Consider the following 18,625-nt stretch of genomic DNA (forward strand, 5'->3'; position numbering starts at 1 on the left):
TCAGAGGACCTTTGCGATCGCGCGGCGCTCGGCCGCGGGCGAGACCGCGAGCACGCCGCGGTCGGAGGGGAGGAGGTCGTCGAGCCCCTCGGCGTCGACGGAGGAGGCGACCACGGTGAACGCGTCGTCGGCGGCGCGGGCGGCGTCGAGCTCGGCCCGGATCGCGCCGCGCAGCTGCGGGTCGGTGACCGTGTCGAGGTCGTCGAGCACCAGGATCGGCGGAGCCGACTCCAGGGCCGACCGGACGTCGGCGACGGGGTCGGCGGCTCCGGCGAGGCGCACCAGCCCGACCCGGCCGCGCACGGCGGCGGAGCGGATCGGCACGACCAGGCCCGCGACCTTCAGGCGCCCGGAGTCGGGGGCGAGCCGGCCGGCGATGCTCAGCAGCAGCGCGGTGCGGCCGGAGCGGTGCGGCCCGTGGACCACGAGGGAGGAGCCGGGCGCGACCCGCAGCGAGACGCCGCTGTAGACGGGACCGTCGGGTCCGTCGAGGCGGAGGTCCTCGGCCGCTATCACGTCCGTGGATCCGGGCTCCGGCCAGTCGGCCAGCGCGAGCTCCTTCGTGAGGCCCTCGCCCTCGACGTCGAAGGACGGCAGGACGCGGTCGAGCCAGCGCGGCATGTGCCAGGCGCGGTCGCCGAGCAGGTGCAGCACGGCGGGCACCAGCGTCATCCGCACGATGAACGCGTCGACGAAGACGCCCACGGCGAGCCCGAGCGCGATCGGCTTGATGTTGGTGGCCCCCTCCGGCACGAAGGCGGCGAAGACCGAGAACATGATGACCGCGGCGGCCGTGACCACCTTGGCCGAGCCGACGAAGCCCGACTCGACGGCGGCGCGCGCCGGCCTCCCGTGCACGTAGTCCTCGCGCATCCGCGAGACCAGGAACACCTCGTAGTCCATCGCGAGGCCGAAGAGCACGCCCATCAGGATGATCGGCATGAAGCTGATGATCGGGCCCGTCTTGTCGACGTGCAGAGCGTCCGAGAACCATCCCCACTCGAACACCGCCGCCACGGCGCCGAAGGACGCACCGACCGACAGCAGGTAGCCCAGCGTCGCCTTGATCGGCACCCAGAGCGAGCGGAACACCATCGTCAGCAGCACCAGCGACAGGCCCACGACGAGCAGGCCGAACGGCAGCAGGGCCTTGGCGAGAGTGTCCGAGATGTCGATCCCGACCGCGGTCTGGCCGGTCACTGCGAGGTCGACGCCGTACTCCTGCTGGAAGTAGTCGTGCTTGTCGCGGATCTCGGCGACCAGCGCCTTGGTGGCCTCGGAGTCGGGGCCGCCCTCGGGGATCACCTGGATGATGCCGGTGTCGGCGGTCTCGTTGGGCGTCGCGAGCGGCACCGAGGCGACTCCGTCGAGCTTCTCGATCTCGCCCTTGAGGTCGTCCATCAGGCCGAGCGGATCGGTCGAGCCGATGATCGTGCCGGTGACGATGAGCGGGCCGTTGTAGCCGGCGCCGAAGTTCTCGGCGAGCAGGTCGTAGGTGGTGCGCGCGGGAGTGCCCTCGGCCTGGTAGCCGGCGTCCGGCAGGGCGAGGCGGAGGCTGAGCGCCGGGATGCTCGCGACGCCGAGCACGCCGATCACCGCGATGATCGTCACGATCGGGAAGCGCGTGACGACCCGGACCCAGCCGCGGAAGAACCCGCGCGGGACCTCGGCGTGCACGTGGCCGCCGGGGGAGGCGGTCGCCGCCTCCTCGTGCGCCTCGGTGTCGACGTGGGTGCCCGCGGCGGCGGCGGCCTTCGCGGCCTTCCTCTTGGCCCGGCGCTCCTTGGGGCGCAGCCGCGCGCCGGCGAAGCCGAGGAGGGCGGGGGTCAGGGTGAGCGCGATGACCACGGCGATCGCGACTCCGCCCGCCGCCGCGACGCCCATCGTGGTGAGGAACGGGATGCCCGCGACCGAGAGGCCGACGAGCGCGATGATCACGGTCAGGCCCGCGAAGACGACGGCGGAGCCCGCGGTCGCGGTCGCCCGCGCGGTCGACTCCTCCGGGTCCATGCCCTGCTTCAGCTGGTCCTGGTGGCGGCTGATGATGAAGAGGGCGTAGTCGATGCCGACCGCCAGGCCCAGCATCAGCGCCAGGAGCGGCGTGGTCGAGGAGATCGAGGCGAAGCGGGTGGCGATGAAGATGGCCGACATCGAGAGGGCGACGCCGAGCAGTGCGGTGACCAGCGGCATGCCGGCGGCCAGGAACGAGCCGAAGGTGAGCACGAGGACGACGAGGGCGACCACGAGGCCGATCGCCTCCGTGATGGTCACGCCGGGGAGGTTCTGGGCGAAGAGGTCGCCGCCGAGCGAGACCACGGAGCCGGCGGGCAGCGCGTCCTGGAGGGTCGTCGCCTCGGCCTTCAGCGCGTCGCGGCTCTCGGGGCTCGTGGTGGTGGCGGAGCCGTCCATCTGGGCGGTGATGACGAGGGCGTTCCCGGCGTCGGAGATCGTGCCGGACACGCTGTCGGAGTAGGGGTCCGTGACGGCCGCGACCTCGTCGACGTCGCCGAGCGCGGCGACCGCGTCGCTGACGGGGCCCTTCACGTCGGCGTCCTGGACGCTGCCCCCGTCGGGCGCGACGACCACGTACCGCGCGGACGTGCCGCTGACCTGGGGGAAGGTGCGCTCGAGCTGGTCGAGGGCGGTCTGCGACTGCGTGCCCGGGATGGAGAACGTGTTGTCGGTGCCCTGGTTGAGCAGCAGCGCTCCTCCTCCGCCCGCCACCACGATCAGCAGCCACAGGACGGCGACGAGGCGGTGGGCGCGGTACACGCGACGACCGAGACGGTAGAGCAGCGACGACACGCGGTCTCCTGACGATGGGTGGGGAGGGTGGCGATACGTCTCTGTACCAGGGCGGAGCCGGGCTCCGATACACGAGCGTATCCGATACAGGACCGTATTCGATACGTGAATGTATCGGATAAGGTGAACGGCGTCGAAGGTGTTGACAGGGCGGGCAGGAGGCTGGTGATGACGGCGATCGACTCCACCCCTCCCGAGACCTCCCGCCGCGGCCGCACCCGCGAGCGCCTGCTCGACGCGGCCTACGACGTCTTCGCCGAGACCGGCGTGCACAGCGCGTCCGTCGAGCAGATCTGCGAGCGCGCCGGGTTCTCGCGCGGCGCCTTCTACTCCAACTTCTCCAGCAAGGAGGAGCTGTTCTTCGCGCTCATGGAGCGGGAGAACGGCGCCCGGGTGACCGCCCTCGTCGAGCAGATGGACCGCACGATCCCGCGCGTCGTCTCGGCCGACGAGCCGCTGACGGCCGAGACGCTGGCCGTGGTCATCCTCGACTTCCTCCAGGGTCCTGCCACCGACAACCGCCGCTGGTGCGTGGTCGAGTCGGAGTTCGAGCTGCTCGCGCTGCGCGACCCGCGGATCGCTCCGCAGTACCGCGACTTCCGCGCCGGCTTCGACGCCTCGCTCGTGCAGATCGTGCACGGGGCGCTGCGCCAGGTGCGCCGCGACTTCTCCCTCGAGCCGACGACGGCCGTGCGCCTGCTGGTGGCGGGCTACGACGACGCGGTCAAGCAGTCGATCCTCGAGGACGAGTCGGAGCCCGAGTCGCTCGAGCGCCTGCGGGCGACGCTGACGGCGATCGTCCTCGCGATCTCGTCCGCCGACGCCTGAGCCGGGCCGGCTCTCGCGACGGCGGCCGCCGTACCCGACGGCCGGCTCCGCACAGGCAGGCCGAGCGGCCGCTGGAGAGTGTCTGGTCCGGTCCCCGCTCCTCCGCCCGCGCGACGAGGATGGACCCATGGAACTGCGTCAGCTCGAACACTTCCTCGCCGTCGCGAAGGAGCAGCACTTCACCCGCGCCGCGAGCGCCCTGCAGATCTCGCAGTCGGGCCTCTCGGCGTCGATCCGCGCGCTCGAGAGCGAGCTGGGCAGCCCCCTCTTCACCCGCAGCACGCGCCGGGTCGAGCTGACGCCGGTCGGCCGGGCGATGCTCGCGGAGTCGGAGCGCTCGGTCGCCAGCGCGCTCGCCGCCCGCGACGCGGTTCTCGCCGTGCAGGGGGTGCTCCGCGGGAGCCTCGCCGTCGGCACGGAGGAGTGCCTCGGCGGCGTGCACCTGCCGCGCGAGCTCGCGACCTTCCGCGAGCAGCACCCGGGAGTCGCGCTCCGGCTGATCCACGAGGGGTCCGGCACGCTGCTCGACTCCGTCGCCGCCGGCCGCCTCGACCTGGCGCTGGTCGCCGACATCGGAGCCGTGCCGGGCGGCGTGCGGACGATGCCGCTGGCGAGCGAGGGCTTCGCGGTGCTCGTGCGCCCGGGTCACCCGCTCGCGAGCCGCGTCGGCTGCCGCGTCCCGGACCTGGCGGGCGAGACGATCGTGGGGCTGCAGGAGCACTGGGCGGCGAGTCACCTCGCGGCGCGGGCGTTCGCGGCGCACGGCCTCGCGTTCGAGGTCGAGCTCGAGGTGAACGACGTGCACACGCTGCTCGACCTGGTCGAGTACGGCATGGGGATCGCGGTCGTGCCGGCGCACTTCGCCGAGAAGCGCCCGGCCGGGCTGCGGGCGGTGGCGCTCGCCGATCCGCTCCTGGTGTGGCGGACGATGGTGGCGGTGCCGGAACGGCCGAGCGCCGCGGCCCGCGCGTTCGTCTCGGCCCTCCCGCAGCCGCTGCAGGACGCGGTCTGAGTCGGATCGCGCTCGCAACGGAGGAGGGATCAGCGCCGAGATCCCGCGATCCGCGTCGGACCGGTGCCTCGACCGGATCCCTCCTCCGTGATGAACGGGCTCAGTCGAGCGAGGCCAGCTCCTCGGGCGTGAGCTCCAGGTCGGCCGCCGTGGCGGAGTGGCGGATGCTCTCGGGGCGGGAGGCGCCCGGGATCGGCAGCACGACCGGGGCCTTCGCCAGCTCCCAGGCGAGGCAGACGACCTGCGGCGTCACGCCGCGGGCCTCGGCGACCGCCGCGAACGCGGAGTAGCGCGAGCCGAGCTCGCCCGCCGAGGAGATGCCGCCGAGCGGGCTCCACGGCAGGAACGCCAGTCCGAGCTCGGCGCAGAGCTCGAGTTCCGGCTCGCTGGAGCGGAACGACGGCGAGAACTGGTTCTGCACCGCGACCAGGCGCTCGCCGAGGATGCCGTGCGCCTCGCGGATCTGGTCCGGGTCGGCGTTCGAGATGCCCGCGCGGAGGACGACGCCCTCGTCGAGCAGCTCGGCCAGCGCTCCGATCGAGTCGGCGTAGGGGACCGCCGGGTCGGGCCGGTGGTACTGGTAGAGGCCGATCGCGTCGACGCCGAGGCGCTTCGCGGACGCGCGAGCCGCCTCCTTGAGGTACTCGGGGCGGCCGTCCTGATCCCAGGGGCCGGGCTCGCGGCGCAGGTGGCCGCCCTTGGTGGCGACGAGCACGGCGGAGGTGTCGCCGCCGTAGCTGCGCAGCGCCTCCGCGATCAGCAGCTCGTTGTGGCCGAGGTCGTCCTGGGTGGCGAGGTGGTAGGCGTCGGCCGTGTCGATCAGGGTCACGCCGGCGTCGAGGGCGGCGTGGATCGTGGCGATCGAGCGCTCGCGGTCCGGGCGGCCCTCGATCGACATCGGCATGCCGCCGAGTCCGATCGCGCCGACCTGGAGGTCGCCGAGAGTGCGCTGCTTCATGAATGCTCCTTCGCAGTGGGGTGGGTGGTCACCAGGCGTAGTCCTCGGGGGCTGTCCGGTGACCGGGGAAGATCTCGTCGAGGCGCGCGAGGGCCTCGGCGTCGAGGGTGATGTCGACGGCGGCGACGGCGCTCTCGAGCTGCTCGAGCGTCCGCGGCCCGGTGATCGGACCGGTGACGGCGGGCTGGTGGAGGAGCCACGCCAGTGCCAGCTCGCCGGGCGCCTCGCCGCGCTCGCGGGCGAACGCCTCCCACTGCTCCAGGGCGGGGCGGTGCTCCTCGATCGCGGCGAGGGTGCGCTCGGAGGAGCGGCGCCCGCCCTCCGCGGTCTTCTCGAGGACGCCGCCCAGCAGCCCGCCCTGCAGCGGCGACCAGGGGATGACGCCGAGCCCGTAGTGCAGCGCGGCGGGCAGGACCTCGCGCTCGACGTCGCGGACGAGCAGGTTGTAGATCGACTGCTCGGAGGCGAGGCCGGTGAAGTGGCGGGCGCGCGCCGCCTCCTGCGCCTGGGCGAGGTGCCAGCCGGCGAAGTTGCTGGAGCCGACGTAGAGGACCTTGCCCTGCTGGACGGCGACCTCCATCGCCTGCCAGATCTCGTCCCAGGGCGTCGTCCGGTCGACGTGGTGGAACTGGTAGAGGTCGATGTGGTCCGTCTGCAGGCGGCGGAGGCTCTCGTCGAGCGCGCGGCGCAGGGTGAGCGCCGAGAGGCGGCCGCCGTTGGGCCAGGAGTCGCGGCCGCGCTCGGCTCCGGGAGCGGCGAACTCGCCCATGTCGCCGAAGACCTTGGTCGCGAGGACGGTGCGCTCGCGGCGCTCGCCGCCCTGCGCGAACCAGCGGCCCACGATCTCCTCGGTGGCGCCGCGGCCGGCCTCGCCTCCGTAGACGTTGGCGGTGTCGAAGAAGTTGACGCCGAGCTCGTGGGCGCGGTCCATGATCGCGAACGAGTCGGACTCCTCGGTCTGCATGCCGAAGTTCATGGTGCCGAGGACGGTGCGGGAGACGGACAGGCCGGTGCGGCCGAGGTGCGTGTACTGCATGGTCCCAGTCGACTCCGGTTCGGGCCGCGTGTCCAACAGGTGCTCGGCATGGGTGCGATCGACGGGGGAGGTCAATCGGGGGCGCGCCGTCCAGGGACCACCCCGCGCCCCGCCTCGGGCCTGCGCGTCGGCCGGGTCCAGCGGCCTCGACCGGATCGCCCGCAGCCCGCTGGGCGCGGTGGCGCCCGGCCGCCCGGGTGCCGGGTTAGAGTCGCGGAATGGTCCGGACGACGCAGCGCCTCGTGATCGCCCTCTCCGCCGTGGTCCTGCTCGCCGGCTGCACGGCGGAGGCGACGAGCCCCGCCGCCGCGCCCGCCGAGCCGACCGCCTCGACCGCCTCGACCGCACCGCCCGCCGCCGGAGCCGAGTCCACGCCGCGGCCGGTGCCGAGCGTCTCGACCACTCCCGCACCCGTCGAGGACGTCTCGGGCGAGTGCGTCGTCCAGGCGCTCGACGAGGGGACGCTCGACGGCGTCGACCTCGAGCGCGTGCGCGACCGCGGCACCCGCGTCGGCGCGACCGGGACGGCGAGCACCGCCTCCGACGGCGCCCCGGCCTCCTACCTGGTGGCAGCGGGCGACATCAGCGAGCGGATCGCGGACCGGTTCTGCATCAGCTCCGACTACCTCTCCGCGCTGAACTCGGTGCGCCGCGACGGCGTCGACATCGACAGCCTCTACGGCGGCGACACCCTCAACCTCCGCCCGGCGACCGTCCTGAGCGTCGGCGACCAGAACGGCCGCGTCCTCGACAACGCCGAGCCCGACGACCTCCCCGCGCAGACCGGCTGACGCCGCCGACGCCCGCCGCCACTCCTCCCGCCTCGCAGCAGCACGCGACCACCGCGGAAGGCGCGGATCCGACGGCACGTGCGCGGCGCTCAGCCCAGGACGCCGATCAGGACCGCCGACACGGCGACGGTCGCCGCGAGCCCGGTCGTCCGCGAGCGGCGGCGCGCCGGGTCCTCGAACCACGGCAGCCCGTCCCAGCGCAGCACGGCGCCGGCCGCCCCGGCCGCGGTGAGAGCCACCAGCACGGCCCAGGGGAGCAGCGTCAGCGCCGACCAGTCGACGAGCGCCCGCCCGAGCAGCAGCACGGCGACGGCCTCGACGCCGCGGGCGAGCGTCCGGACGCGGTCGCGGTCGAGGAACCCGGCCGCCCGGCGCCGGGGGATGCTCCCCTGGGCGAAGCGGCCGACGGTGAACGCGACGACGAGCAGGACGAGGATCGAGGCGATCATCACGACTCCTCCCCGGCGCGCTGCAGCAGGCGCAGACCGAGCTCGTCGACCGAGCTCGCCGTGTCCCCGTTGACGAACACGGCTAGGCCGCGCTCCCGGTCCATTGCGAGCATCGTCGAGTAGCCGGAGGTCCCTCCGTTGTGCCAGGTCACGGATCCGCCGTCCTCCGACTCCGAGGTGAACCAGCCGAGGCCGATCCGCGCCCCGTCGGCGTCGAATCGGGGATCCAGGACGCTCGCCGCGGGCACGCCCAGCGCGGGGTCGTCGGTGAGGAGGGCCTGCGCGTAGCGGGCCCTGTCCGCCGCCGTGGAGCGGACGCCGCCCGCCGGTGCGTAGCCCGCCATCGTCCACGCGTCGACGGACCGCCCGCTCGCCGAGAAGCCGGTCGGCGCGTCGGCGGGGAGGGCGTCCGCGGTCTCCGGGACGGAGGTCGCGGTCATCCCGAGCGGATCGAGGACGCGCTCGCGGAGGAGGTCGGCGTAGTCGCGGCCCTCGGCGCGGGCGAGCGTCTGGCCCAGCACCGCCGCACCGAGGTTCGAGTAGGCGTGCACGTGCTCGCCCTGGTCCGCCTCGGCGGCCTGCCGGAGGACGTCGTCGGCCGACCAGCCCGCGTAGGGGTCCGTGCCGCGCAGCTGGGCGACGAGCGTCGAGGCGAGGTCGCAGACACCGGTGGGGAGGCGCGGCAGGCCGGAGCGGTGGGTCGCCAGTTCCTCGAGCGTCCCGGTGAAGCCGCCGACGTCGGCGTGCTCCGCGGCGGGGTCCTCGAGCCCGACCGTCCCCTCGGCGGCGCTCCGGGCGAGGAGGAGCGCGGTCATCGTCTTCGTGACCGATCCGATCTCGACCTCGGTCCGCTCGTCGGCTCCGAGTCCGCCGTAGCGCACGCCGTCGGGCGTGATCACGGCGGCGACGAGGTGGTTCCGCGCCCCGTCTCCGACGTCGGTCCGGAGCCACTCGGCGATCTCGGCGTCGCCCGTCGCCTCGGTCGAGAGGGTGGGAGCGGAGGGGCGGAGCAGCACTCCGCCGAGCAGGACGACGGCCGCGGCGGAGGCGGCGGCGAGGGCGAGGCGGCGGCGGGTCATCGGGGTCCTCCGGAGGCGAGCAGGATCACGAGCAGGGGGACGAGCCGCTCCGGCGGAACGCCGTAGCGGCCGCGGCCGCGCGCCTCCAGCCAGCCGGCGGCGACCAGCTGGTTGACGTGGTGGTAGATCTGTCCGGTGGTACCCGCGCCCTCGCTCTCGGCGAGCTGCGCGACGGTCTCGACTCCGCCGGCCACCGCCTGCAGAAACCGCAGGCGCACGGGGCTGCCCAGCGCGGCGAGCGCGGTCGGCCCGGGGCTCGCTCCCCAGTCGCGCTCGAAGAACGCGTCGGTGCTGAGGCCGTACTGCCACTCGACGGGGCCGGCCGGAGTGGCGACCGAGCCGGCGAAGACGACTCCGCCGGGAGAGGGCAGGCGCTCGCGGAGAGCGGTCAGGGCCCAGAGCGGATCGTCGGCGGCGGGCGCGGCGGGGGTGTCGGCGCGCTCGAGGCGGTCCAGCCGCGCTCGGAGCTCGTCGACCTCGCCGGCGAGGTCTCGGGAGGAGGTCATGCCTCCACTATTGCAAACATTCCGTAATCACGGAACTCCGGAGCGGAGCCGATACCGCAGGAGTCGCGGTGGTCCAGCTCGACCACCGCGACTCCTGCGGACTCGGATCGCCCGGAGGCTCAGCCGAAGTGGCGCGGCAGCACGGCGCCGTTCACCGAGCGGAGCTCGTCCAGCGGTAGCGTGAAGAGGCCCTGCACCTCGACCGCGGGGGTCGCCGCGTCGGTCACGCCGATGCGCAGCACCGGGTAGCCCCGGCCCTCGCAGAGCCCGCGGAACTTCACGTCGTCCTCGCGCGGCACCGACACGAGCACGCGGCCGGTCGACTCCGAGAACAGCGCGGCGGTCGCGTCGACGCCGTCGCGCTCCATCAGCTCGTCGAGCCAGATGCGCGCGCCGACGCCGAAGCGCAGCGCGGACTCGGCCAGCGCCACCACGAGCCCGCCGTCGGCGAGGTCGTGGGCGGAGGCGATGAGCGACTCCTTCGCGCCCGCCGAGATCAGCTCAGCCAGCGCGCGCTCGGCGGCCAGGTCGAGCTGCGGGGGCAGCCCGCCGAGGTGGTCGTGGATGGTGCCGGCCCACGCGGAGCCGTCGAGCTCGTCGCGGGTGGTGCCGAGGAGGTAGAGGTTGTCGCCCTCGTCCTGCCAGCCGGAGGGGATGCGGCGCGCGACGTCGTCGATCACGCCGAGGACGCCGACGACCGGGGTCGGGAAGATCGGCACGTCGCCGGTCTGGTTGTAGAACGAGACGTTGCCGCCGGTGACGGGGATCTCGAGCTCGAGGCAGGCGTCGGCGAGCGCGCCCACGGCCTCGCGGAACTGCCACATCACCTCGGGGTTCTCGGGGCTGCCGAAGTTGAGGCAGTCCGAGACGGCGACCGGGGTCGCTCCGGTGACGGCGACATTGCGGAACGCCTCCGCCAGCGCCAGGCGGGCGCCCTGTGCCGGGTCGAGCTGGCACCAGCGCCCGTTCGCGTCGGTCGCGACCGCGAAGCCGAGGCCCGACTCCTCGTCGACGCGGACCATGCCGCCGTCGTCGGGGTAGCTGAGCGCGGTGTTGCCGAGCACGTAGCGGTCGTACTGCGAGGTGATCCAGCTCTTGTCGGCGAGGTTCGCCGAGCCCAGGAGCGCCAGGGTCTCGGCGCGCAGCGCGTCGCCGCCGGTCGAGCGGGGCAGGCGGGAGGAGGAGTCGGCCTGCAGCGCGTCGAGCCAGGAGGGGTACTCGATCGGGCGCTCGTAGACCGGGCCGTCGACCGCGACGGTGCGCGGGTCGACGTTGACGATCTCCTCGCCGTGCCAGTTGATGATGAGGCGGCCGGAGTCGGTGACCTCGCCGAGCACGCTGGTCTCGACGTCCCACTTGCCGACGACCTCGAGGAACGCGTCGAGCTTCTCGGGCGTGACGACGGCCATCATCCGCTCCTGCGACTCCGACATGAGGATCTCCTCCGCCGTGAGCGAGGGGTCGCGCAGCAGCACCGAGTCGAGCTCGATGAACATGCCGCCGTCGCCGTTGGAGGCCAGCTCCGAGGTGGCGCACGAGATGCCCGCGGCGCCCAGGTCCTGGATGCCCTCGACGAGGTCCTTGCGGAACAGCTCGAGGCAGCACTCGATGAGCACCTTCTCGGCGAAGGGGTCGCCGACCTGCACCGCGGGACGCTTGGTCGGTCCGCCGTCGGCGAAGGTGTCGGAGGCGAGGATCGACGCGCCGCCGATGCCGTCGCCTCCGGTGCGCGCCCCGAAGAGCACGACCTTGTTGCCGACGCCGCGGGCGTTCGCGAGGTGCAGGTCCTCGTGGCGGAGGACGCCGACGGCCAGCGCGTTGACGAGCGGGTTGCCCTGGTAGACGGAGTCGAAGTAGGTCTCGCCGCCGATGTTCGGCAGGCCGAGGCAGTTGCCGTAGAAGGAGATGCCGGCCACGACGCCGTGCACCACGCGCGCGGTGTCGGGGTCGTCGATCGCCCCGAAGCGCAGCGCGTCCATGACCGCGACCGGCCGGGCGCCCATCGAGATGATGTCGCGGACGATGCCGCCGACCCCCGTCGCCGCACCCTGGAAGGGCTCGATGTAGCTCGGGTGGTTGTGGCTCTCGATCTTGAAGGTGACGGCCCAGCCCTCGCCGACGTCGACCACTCCGGCGTTCTCGCCCATGCCGACCATGAGGTTCTTCTTCATGGCGGGGGAGACCTTCTGCCCGAACTGGCGGAGGTACATCTTCGACGACTTGTAGGAGCAGTGCTCGCTCCACATCACCGAGTACATCGCGAGCTCGCCGCTCGTGGGGCGGCGGCCGAGGATCTCGCGGATGCTCGCGTACTCGTCGGGCTTGAGTCCGAGGGCCGCGTAGGGCTGCTCCCGCTCGGGCGTCGCCTCCGCGTTCGCAGTGGTGTCGGGAACGGCGGTGCGGCTGTCTGCCATGTGCTGGAGGCTCCAGGGGAGGGGGACGGGATGCGCGTCGATCCTACCCGCCGCGGTCGCCGGGGCCCGGGCCCTCCGGTGGAGCGGTGCGGGCAGCGGCGCCTAGGATCGGGCGGGTGAAGCGGGCGGCTCTGATCGGGACCGTGCTGTGGGGGCTCTACCAGTGCTTCGGGAACCTCGGAGCGGCGAACATCTCGTCGGACGAGCCCGTGTACCTCGCCGCGGGGTGGGACTACCTGCACGGCGACGTGAGCGCGAACCTCGAGCATCCGCCGACGGCGAAGTACCTGATCGGGCTCGCGCAGGTGCTGCTCGGCGAGGGGCTGCTCGCGGGCAGGATCGCCGCCGGCGCGGCCGCGTTCCTCACCGGGGTGGTGCTCTGGCTCTGGTTCCGGCGCGAGCTCGGCCCGACGCTCGCGCTCGTCCCGGCCGGCCTGTTCCTCCTCCTCCCGCGCACCGCCGTGGGAGCCGGCACCCGGATCGACCGCCTCGCGCTCCTGGAGCCGTTCATGGTGCTCTTCGCCGTCGCGGCGATGGCGGCGGCGTGGACCTGGTCGCGCGCCTCCCCGGACAGGCGGAGCGGCTGGCTGATCGCACTGGCCGGTGCGCTGCTGGCGCTGTCGGTCACCTCGAAGCTGACCACCGCGGTCCTCGCGCCCGTGCTCCTGCTGCCGCTGCTGTGGTCGGGGAGCAGGGCCCGGGCTCTGCGGGGCGGCCTCGCCCTCTCCGTCGCGTTCGTCGTCACCGGGGTGCTCGCCTACCTGCCGGTGCACCCGGTCGAGGCGGTCCGGTACCTGCTCGAGTTCCAGTCCGAGCACAACGCCGACGGCCACCTGATCGAGGTCGCCGGGACCGCGTACGTCTTCCCTCCGTGGTGGGCGAACCTCTGGTTCATGGTCGTCGGCATCGGGCCGGCGGCGCTCGCCGTGCTGCTCCTCGGGACCCTGCTGGCCCTGCTCGCTCCGCGGCGCCGCGCGCTGGTGCTCTACCTGGGCGCCGCGACGCTGCTCCTCCTCGTGTTCCACCTGGCGATCAGCTCGGTCGCGCTGCCGCACTACTACGCGGCGTGGGCGTGGCTCCTCTGCGCGCTGGCGGGCATCGGCATCGCGGAGGAACTGCGCGGCGGGATCGTGCTGCCCGCACCCCTCGCCCGCGGCGCCGGCGCGGTGCTGCTGGCCGCCTCCCTCGTGATCGCGATCGCCACCTCGGCGGGGATCGCCCAGGAGCGGCCGACCGGGATCGCGCGGGTGGCCGACGTGCTGCGCGAGCGCGGCCTCGACGGCGGCCTGGTCCTCGCGCAGGGCATGTCCTCGGGCGTCTACGTGCCCTACATCGGCGACCGGGTGACGACCGATCCGTCGTCCGCAGGGATCGTCGCCATCGCGATCGAGCGGTCGGCGCGCTTCCCCGTCGATCCGCGCGTGTCCGCCTACCTCGAGTCGGCGCGGCCCGAGACGGTGCGGCTCGACGACCTCACCCTCGTGCTGGTCGACGGACCGCTGCCGTGACCGCTCACTTCGAGCGGCAGGCCCCCGGATCGACGGCGTCCGTCAGCGAGGCGGCCTGCTCGACCACGGGAGTGAGGACCGAGAGCGGGATGGCGTAGCCGACGTTGTCGACGGAGGCGGCCTTGCCGAAGACGACGCCCGACACGGTGCCCTCGAGAGAGAGCAGCGGGCCGCCCGAGTTGCCCTGGTTGACGACGGCGGCGAGGGTCAGCACCTCCCGTGAGGTCGGTGCTCCGTCGACCATCAGCGAGACCGTGGCGTCGGAGGAGATCTCGGCCGAGCCGAGGGTCAGCGGGCCGCCGAAGGGGTAGCCCGCGACCACGGCGTCGTCCCCGGCGGCGACGGCGTCGTCGAGCGGGAGCGGAGACGCGTCGAGCCCGTCGACGGCGATCACGGCGAGGTCGGCGGCCGGGTCCAGGTAGACGACGCGGCCGGTGCGCGGGGCCTCGCCCGGCGCCTCGACGACCGGCTGCGAGACTCCGCCGACCACGTGCGCGTTGGTGATGACGCGGTCGTCCGAGACGACGAAGCCGCTGCCCGTCACTCCGACGTCGCAGGCCCAGGCCGTGCCGGAGACGCGCACGACCGAGCGGGTGGCGGCGGCGACCTCCGGGTCGTCGGTCGAGACGTCCGGGATCGCGGGCGCCTGGGTCGGAGCGTCGAGCGCCTCGACGACCCAGGACGTGCCCTCGTCGACCACGGTCGACTGCAGCTGGGCGAGGAAGGCGCGGACGGGGGAGGGGGTGAGGTCGTCGATCGTGCGGATGACCGTCGAGCCGGCGACCGAGGTCGTGACGAGGGGGACGCCGAGGAGGGAGACGGCCGAGGTGACGGCGATCCAGACCAGGCCGGAGATCGCGACGCCGGCGACGCCGCCCGCGAGCCGGTCGAGCAGGCCGAGCTTCACCCGGTCGGCTCCGCGGCCGATGACCGCGCCGAGCGTCGCTCCGATCGCGTAGCCGACGCCCAGCAGCAGCACGGCGGTGCCGATCACGGCGAGCAGGCGCCACTCGCTGCCGGCCGCCCACGACGAGACGGCGGGCACGGCGAACGAGGCGCCGATCGCGCCCGCGACGATCCCGGCGAGACCGCCGAGGGTCCGGAGCAGACCGCGCCGCAGACCGTCGACGAGCGCGCCGATGAGGCTCAGCACGACGATGACGTCGACGATCACGGATGCACCCACGCGGAACTCCTGCCGGTGTCGGGGACGGGTCCTCCAGCATGACCGACGCGGGATGCGCGGACGCCCGGAAGCGGCTGGCAGTCCGCGGCGGCTGAGGTGCGCGGGACGGCGGCGGCGCGGGAGCCGGACGCCTCCGGGCGGGCGCTGCATCCGAGCGGGCGGTGCCCCCTAGAAGAACGAGATGCAGTACGGCGTCGCGATCGGCGCGAACAGGCGGTCCATCCGCCCCGCCTCGCCCGTGACGCGCGCCAGCCCGGCCTTCGCCAGGATCGACGGCCGCACCGAGCCCAGCAGCAGCGAGCCCAGGTCGGCCACGTCCAGCGCGAGCTCGGCCTCGTCCCCGGTGCGCTCCACGGTGGCGGAGCCGCCCGAGGCGGTGAGGCGGTAGCGGCCGTCGGCGAGCCCGAGCCCGTCGGCCACCTCGACGACGACCGAGCCGTCAGCGGTCCACGGCCGGGCCGAGAACGCGGCGGCGACGTCGAGGATCCGCAGCCAGATCAGGTCGCCCACGTGGCTCACCTGCACCACGCGCGCGTCGCGGAGCGCCCAGGTCAGCGGATCGTCCACCGGCGCCATGTCCCAGGTCACCGCGGAGGCGAGGTCGACCGCGCCGAGGTAGCCCCAGAGCGCGAGATAGGCGTCGGCGCCGGGGGCGACGAGGTCGACGATCTCGAGGGTCTTGTCGTCCTCGGGCCCGACCGCGCGGTAGGTCACGAAGCCGTCGAGCGTCCCCTCCTCGTCGAGGTGGACGGCCGAGCGGACGTCGAGGCCGGGCGTGGTCTCGCCGGACGCGGTGCCGACGGAGTTCGCCTCGTAGCGCGACTGGCGGGTCAGCGAGCCGGGGGTCGACGCCTGGAACGCGGCGAACACCGCGGGGATGCGCGGCTGCAGCCAGCTCGTCGCGACCACCTCGACGCGGCCGGCGGGCTCGGTCTGCAGGCCGAAGCGCGGCCCGGTGTCGACGCGGATGGAGCGGGTGAAGGCCGAGCGGCCGAAGCCGAACCGGCGGTAGATGGAGGCCTCGCTCGCCGTGAGCGCGGCGACCGGGGTGCCGGCCTCCTTCGCCAGGCGCAGGTCCTCGGTGATCATCGCGCGCAGGATGCCGCGGCGCCGGTGCGTGGGCCGCACGGTCACCTGCGAGACGAGGTGCGCCGGCAGCTCGCGTCCGCCGCCGACCTGCAGGGCCCCGGGGAACGCCGCGTAGGTGCCGACCGGCACGCCCGCGCCGTCGAGTCCCTCGGGGGCGGAGGAGTCGACGACCGCGGTCAGCACGCGCTGGTCGGCGACCATGTGCTCGGCCCAGTCCCGCAGCTTCTCCGGCGTGAACTCCTTCTCGTGGAAGCCCGCGTTGATCGCGGTGGCCCACGCGGCGGTGGCGGCGTCGGGACCGCCCTCGTCGTTCAGGGCGGCGGGGAAGCGGCGGAGGTCGAGACCGGTGAGAGGCATCCGTCCAGCCTATTCACCCGGAGTGCGCGGGGGCTGAACCGGTGCGCGAACGGTCACTGCGACGGGCGCGCCCGTAACGCCGACCGCCGTCAGAGCACGGTCCACCGCTTCTCGAGCGCCGCGTCCACCGCCTCCGCGAGCTCGTCCAGCCGCCGGGAGTCGAGGCGCCCCGGGTCCGCGGCCGCCCGGATCCGCCCGCTCATCGCCGCGATCGCCGCGCGCCGCCGCGGGAGCGTCGCGGTGAACGCGCAGTCGCGCAGCAGCACCAGGAGCTCGCCCGGCCCGCCCTGCGCCTCCGCGAGGACCTCGAGCCGCCGCTCGAACGGCGACTCCGGGACCGTCACGCGCAGGAACCCATCCGGATCCTGGAACGCCGCCGGCGGATCCGGGACCCGCGCGAGCAGCGCCAGCGCGGCTCCCAGCTCGTCCAGGTCGCCCGCGCGCGCCAGCTCCCGCAGCCGCGAGTCCACGTCCTCGGCCGGCCCCGCCCCGAGCTCCACCGCCCGCAGCACGAGCGCGTCGAGCCGGCGCTCCTCCTCCTCGCCCGGGACCGACGGAGTCGCCGACCACCACGAGAGCACCGGAGTCGCGGCCACCGCGTGCTCGCCGATCCGCCGCTCCAGCGCGATCAGCAGGTCCTCCCGCGCGGCGAGCGCCACCAGCGCGTCCACGTCGACGTGGAGCAGGGTGCCCGAGGCGGGCGGCGCCACCAGCCGGCGTCCGGAGGGAGGGACGGTCTCCGCCCGCGTCCTCGCCCCGGGTCCGCGCTCGCTCGCCCGCAGGATCTCCTCCTCGAGGGTCCGCCGGGGTCGTCGTCGTCCGCTTCCGCGCGCCATGCCGTCACGCTACCGTCGGCCGCATGACCCGGTTCCTCGCCCTCCTCCGCGGAGTGAACGTGAACGGCCGCACCGTCCGCAGCGCCGAGCTCGCCGAGACGGATCGGCGTGGACCGGGTGCGGACGGTCCTCGCGAGCGGCAACGCGGCCTTCGACTCCGACCGCCCGGCCGCCGAGCTGAAGCCCGGGCTCGAGGCGGCGCTCGCCGAGCGGTTCGGCTACGACGCCTGGATCGTGCTAGTGAAGCAGGAGGCGCTCGCCGCGGTGCTCGCCGCCTACCCGTTCCCGCGGATCGACGAGGAGGCGCATCCGTACGTCGTCTTCGGCTCGGACGAGGAGGCGCTCGACGCCGCGCAGGCCGCGATCGGCGAGCCGGATCCGGCGGTCGAGCTCGTCGCCCGGGGCGCCGGTGTCCTCTACTGGCGCTGCCCGCGCGGCTCCTCGACGGACACTCCGGTCGCGAGGATCCTCGCCCGTTCCGCCTACCGCTCGAGCACCACGACCCGGAACCTGCGCACCGTCGAGAGGCTCGCGACGGCGTGACGTCCGCGGCCGTGGCAGGGCCGTCTCCGGGCTCCGCGAGCGGCGCCTCGGGGCGCCTCCGACCTCGGGAGGCGAGGAATCGGGGCTGAGAGCACGCACATTCTTTGGTTAGGCTGTCCTTAGTGCCGGTCCACTCGGACCCTGCGCCGCCTCCCGCACAGCCTCTCGAAAGGGACCCATGCCCCGCGCCACCACGCCCCTCGCCCTGCTCGCCGCCACCGCGCTGACGATCGGCCTCGCCGGCTGCAGCGGCTCGGCCGCCGGAGACGCCGCCGCCTCGGACAGCGGCTTCACGCCGATCACGATCGAGCACGCCCTCGGCACCACCACCATCGAGTCGGCGCCGGAGCGCGTGGCGACCGTGAACTGGGCCAACCATGAGGTGCCGCTCGCGCTGGGCGTGGTCCCCGTGGGCATGGCCGCCGCCAACTTCGGCGACGACGACGGCGACGGACTCCTCCCCTGGGTGAGCGAGAAGCTCGACGAGCTCGACGCCGAGACCCCCGTCCTCTTCGACGAGACCGACGGCATCGACTTCGAGGCCGTCTCGGACACCGACCCGGACGTCATCCTCGCCGCCTACTCCGGCCTCACGCAGGAGGACTACGACACCCTGAGCGAGATCGCCCCCGTCGTCGCCTACCCCGAGACCGCGTGGGGCACCTCCTGGCGCGACATGATCACGCTGAACAGCGAGGCGATGGGCAGGGCCGACGAGGGCGCCGCCCTGATCACCGAGCTCGAGGGCGAGATCGAGGAGAAGGTCGCCGCGCACCCGCAGCTGGCCGGCACCTCGGCGATGTTCCTCACCCACGTCGACCCGACCGACCTGAGCCAGGTCAGCTTCTACACGTCGCACGACACCCGCCCCGCGTTCTTCGAGGACCTCGGCATGGCCACCCCGGGCAGCATCGCCACCGCGTCCGCCGAGACGGACAAGTTCTCGCTCACGCAGAGCGCCGAGCAGGCCGACGCCTTCAGCGACGTCGACGTGATCGTCACCTACGGCGACGACGAGCTCGTGAGCACCCTCAAGGCCGACCCGCTGCTCTCGCAGATCCCCGCGGTCGCCGACGACGCCATCGTGCGCCTGCCCTCCACCCCGCTCGGCACCGCCGCCAACCCGACGCCGCTCTCGATCTCGTGGGTCCTCGACGACTACCTGGACCTGCTCGACGAGGCCGCCGCCAAGGCCGCGCAGAGCACTCCGGCCGCCTGAGCCGGGATC

At 73.8% G+C, this 18,625-nt stretch carries 16 protein-coding genes; 6 read left to right on the plus strand and 10 right to left on the minus strand.

All coding sequences use genetic code 11. From position 1 onward, the window contains the following. Positions 1-2,805: an MMPL family transporter gene (locus tag C5C69_RS12965; protein ID WP_104258055.1), complete on the minus strand. Its 2,805-nt coding sequence runs from the start codon at positions 2,803-2,805 to the stop codon at positions 1-3. A 168-nt stretch (positions 2,806-2,973) separates the two neighbouring features. On the opposite strand from C5C69_RS12965, the gene C5C69_RS12970 reads away from it, so the two are divergent. Next, positions 2,974-3,633, plus strand: coding sequence for a TetR/AcrR family transcriptional regulator (locus tag C5C69_RS12970; protein WP_104258056.1), 660 nt, complete (start codon positions 2,974-2,976; stop codon positions 3,631-3,633). Positions 3,634-3,760: 127 nt separating this feature from the next. Continuing rightward, the gene (locus C5C69_RS12975; protein WP_104258057.1) at positions 3,761-4,645 is read left to right on the plus strand and encodes a LysR family transcriptional regulator; all 885 of its coding nucleotides are present in this window, start codon (positions 3,761-3,763) and stop codon (positions 4,643-4,645) included. A gap of 100 nt (positions 4,646-4,745) precedes the next feature. Here the strand turns inward: C5C69_RS12975 and C5C69_RS12980 are convergent, their stop codons facing one another. Together C5C69_RS12980 and C5C69_RS12985 are read right to left on the minus strand one after the other, a co-directional pair. Beyond that, positions 4,746-5,603 (minus strand): aldo/keto reductase, encoded by an 858-nt coding sequence (locus C5C69_RS12980; RefSeq protein ID WP_104258058.1) that lies wholly within the window; start codon positions 5,601-5,603, stop codon positions 4,746-4,748. Positions 5,604-5,631: 28 nt separating this feature from the next. Next, positions 5,632-6,639, minus strand: coding sequence for an aldo/keto reductase (locus C5C69_RS12985; RefSeq protein WP_104222753.1), 1,008 nt, complete (start codon positions 6,637-6,639; stop codon positions 5,632-5,634). A gap of 218 nt (positions 6,640-6,857) precedes the next feature. On the opposite strand from C5C69_RS12985, the gene C5C69_RS12990 reads away from it, so the two are divergent. Further along, positions 6,858-7,430 (plus strand): hypothetical protein, encoded by a 573-nt coding sequence (locus C5C69_RS12990; RefSeq protein WP_104258059.1) that lies wholly within the window; start codon positions 6,858-6,860, stop codon positions 7,428-7,430. A gap of 89 nt (positions 7,431-7,519) precedes the next feature. On the opposite strand, the gene C5C69_RS12995 is transcribed toward C5C69_RS12990, so the two are convergent. From C5C69_RS12995 to purL, 4 genes are all read right to left on the minus strand, one after another. Continuing rightward, the gene (locus C5C69_RS12995) at positions 7,520-7,879 is read right to left on the minus strand and encodes a hypothetical protein (RefSeq protein WP_104258060.1); all 360 of its coding nucleotides are present in this window, start codon (positions 7,877-7,879) and stop codon (positions 7,520-7,522) included. Continuing rightward, complete coding sequence (locus C5C69_RS13000) at positions 7,879-8,958, minus strand: serine hydrolase (protein ID WP_104258061.1); 1,080 nt, start codon at positions 8,956-8,958, stop codon at positions 7,879-7,881. The genes C5C69_RS12995 and C5C69_RS13000 overlap by 1 nt, the downstream gene beginning before the upstream one ends. Next, complete coding sequence (locus C5C69_RS13005) at positions 8,955-9,464, minus strand: helix-turn-helix transcriptional regulator (RefSeq protein ID WP_104222749.1); 510 nt, start codon at positions 9,462-9,464, stop codon at positions 8,955-8,957. The genes C5C69_RS13000 and C5C69_RS13005 overlap by 4 nt, the downstream gene beginning before the upstream one ends. A gap of 119 nt (positions 9,465-9,583) precedes the next feature. Beyond that, complete coding sequence (gene purL, locus C5C69_RS13010) at positions 9,584-11,878, minus strand: phosphoribosylformylglycinamidine synthase subunit PurL (protein ID WP_104234263.1); 2,295 nt, start codon at positions 11,876-11,878, stop codon at positions 9,584-9,586. Positions 11,879-11,994: 116 nt separating this feature from the next. On the opposite strand from purL, the gene C5C69_RS13015 reads away from it, so the two are divergent. Continuing rightward, positions 11,995-13,386: a glycosyltransferase family 39 protein gene (locus tag C5C69_RS13015; protein WP_181127063.1), complete on the plus strand. Its 1,392-nt coding sequence runs from the start codon at positions 11,995-11,997 to the stop codon at positions 13,384-13,386. A 4-nt stretch (positions 13,387-13,390) separates the two neighbouring features. Here the strand turns inward: C5C69_RS13015 and C5C69_RS13020 are convergent, their stop codons facing one another. The 3 genes from C5C69_RS13020 to C5C69_RS17410 form a co-directional block, all read right to left on the minus strand. Then, on the minus strand, positions 13,391-14,572 hold the full coding sequence (locus tag C5C69_RS13020) for a MarP family serine protease (protein ID WP_258060556.1): 1,182 nt from the start codon (positions 14,570-14,572) through the stop codon (positions 13,391-13,393). Between the two features lie 168 nt (positions 14,573-14,740). Then, entirely contained in the window at positions 14,741-16,018 is a 1,278-nt protein-coding gene (locus tag C5C69_RS13025) for a GNAT family N-acetyltransferase (protein WP_104222746.1), read from the minus strand. Between the two features lie 89 nt (positions 16,019-16,107). Continuing rightward, positions 16,108-16,854 carry a DUF2254 family protein gene (locus tag C5C69_RS17410; RefSeq protein ID WP_104258064.1) on the minus strand — a complete coding sequence of 249 codons (747 nt, stop codon included), beginning with the start codon at positions 16,852-16,854 and terminating at the stop codon, positions 16,108-16,110. Positions 16,855-16,962: 108 nt separating this feature from the next. On the opposite strand from C5C69_RS17410, the gene C5C69_RS13035 reads away from it, so the two are divergent. After that, positions 16,963-17,397: a DUF1697 domain-containing protein gene (locus C5C69_RS13035; protein WP_219812377.1), complete on the plus strand. Its 435-nt coding sequence runs from the start codon at positions 16,963-16,965 to the stop codon at positions 17,395-17,397. Between the two features lie 178 nt (positions 17,398-17,575). Beyond that, positions 17,576-18,616: an iron-siderophore ABC transporter substrate-binding protein gene (locus C5C69_RS13040; protein ID WP_104258065.1), complete on the plus strand. Its 1,041-nt coding sequence runs from the start codon at positions 17,576-17,578 to the stop codon at positions 18,614-18,616. Positions 18,617-18,625 lie beyond the last annotated feature (9 nt).

The organism is Rathayibacter sp. AY1C7 (genome assembly GCF_002931865.1).
GTDB lineage: Bacteria > Actinomycetota > Actinomycetes > Actinomycetales > Microbacteriaceae > Rathayibacter.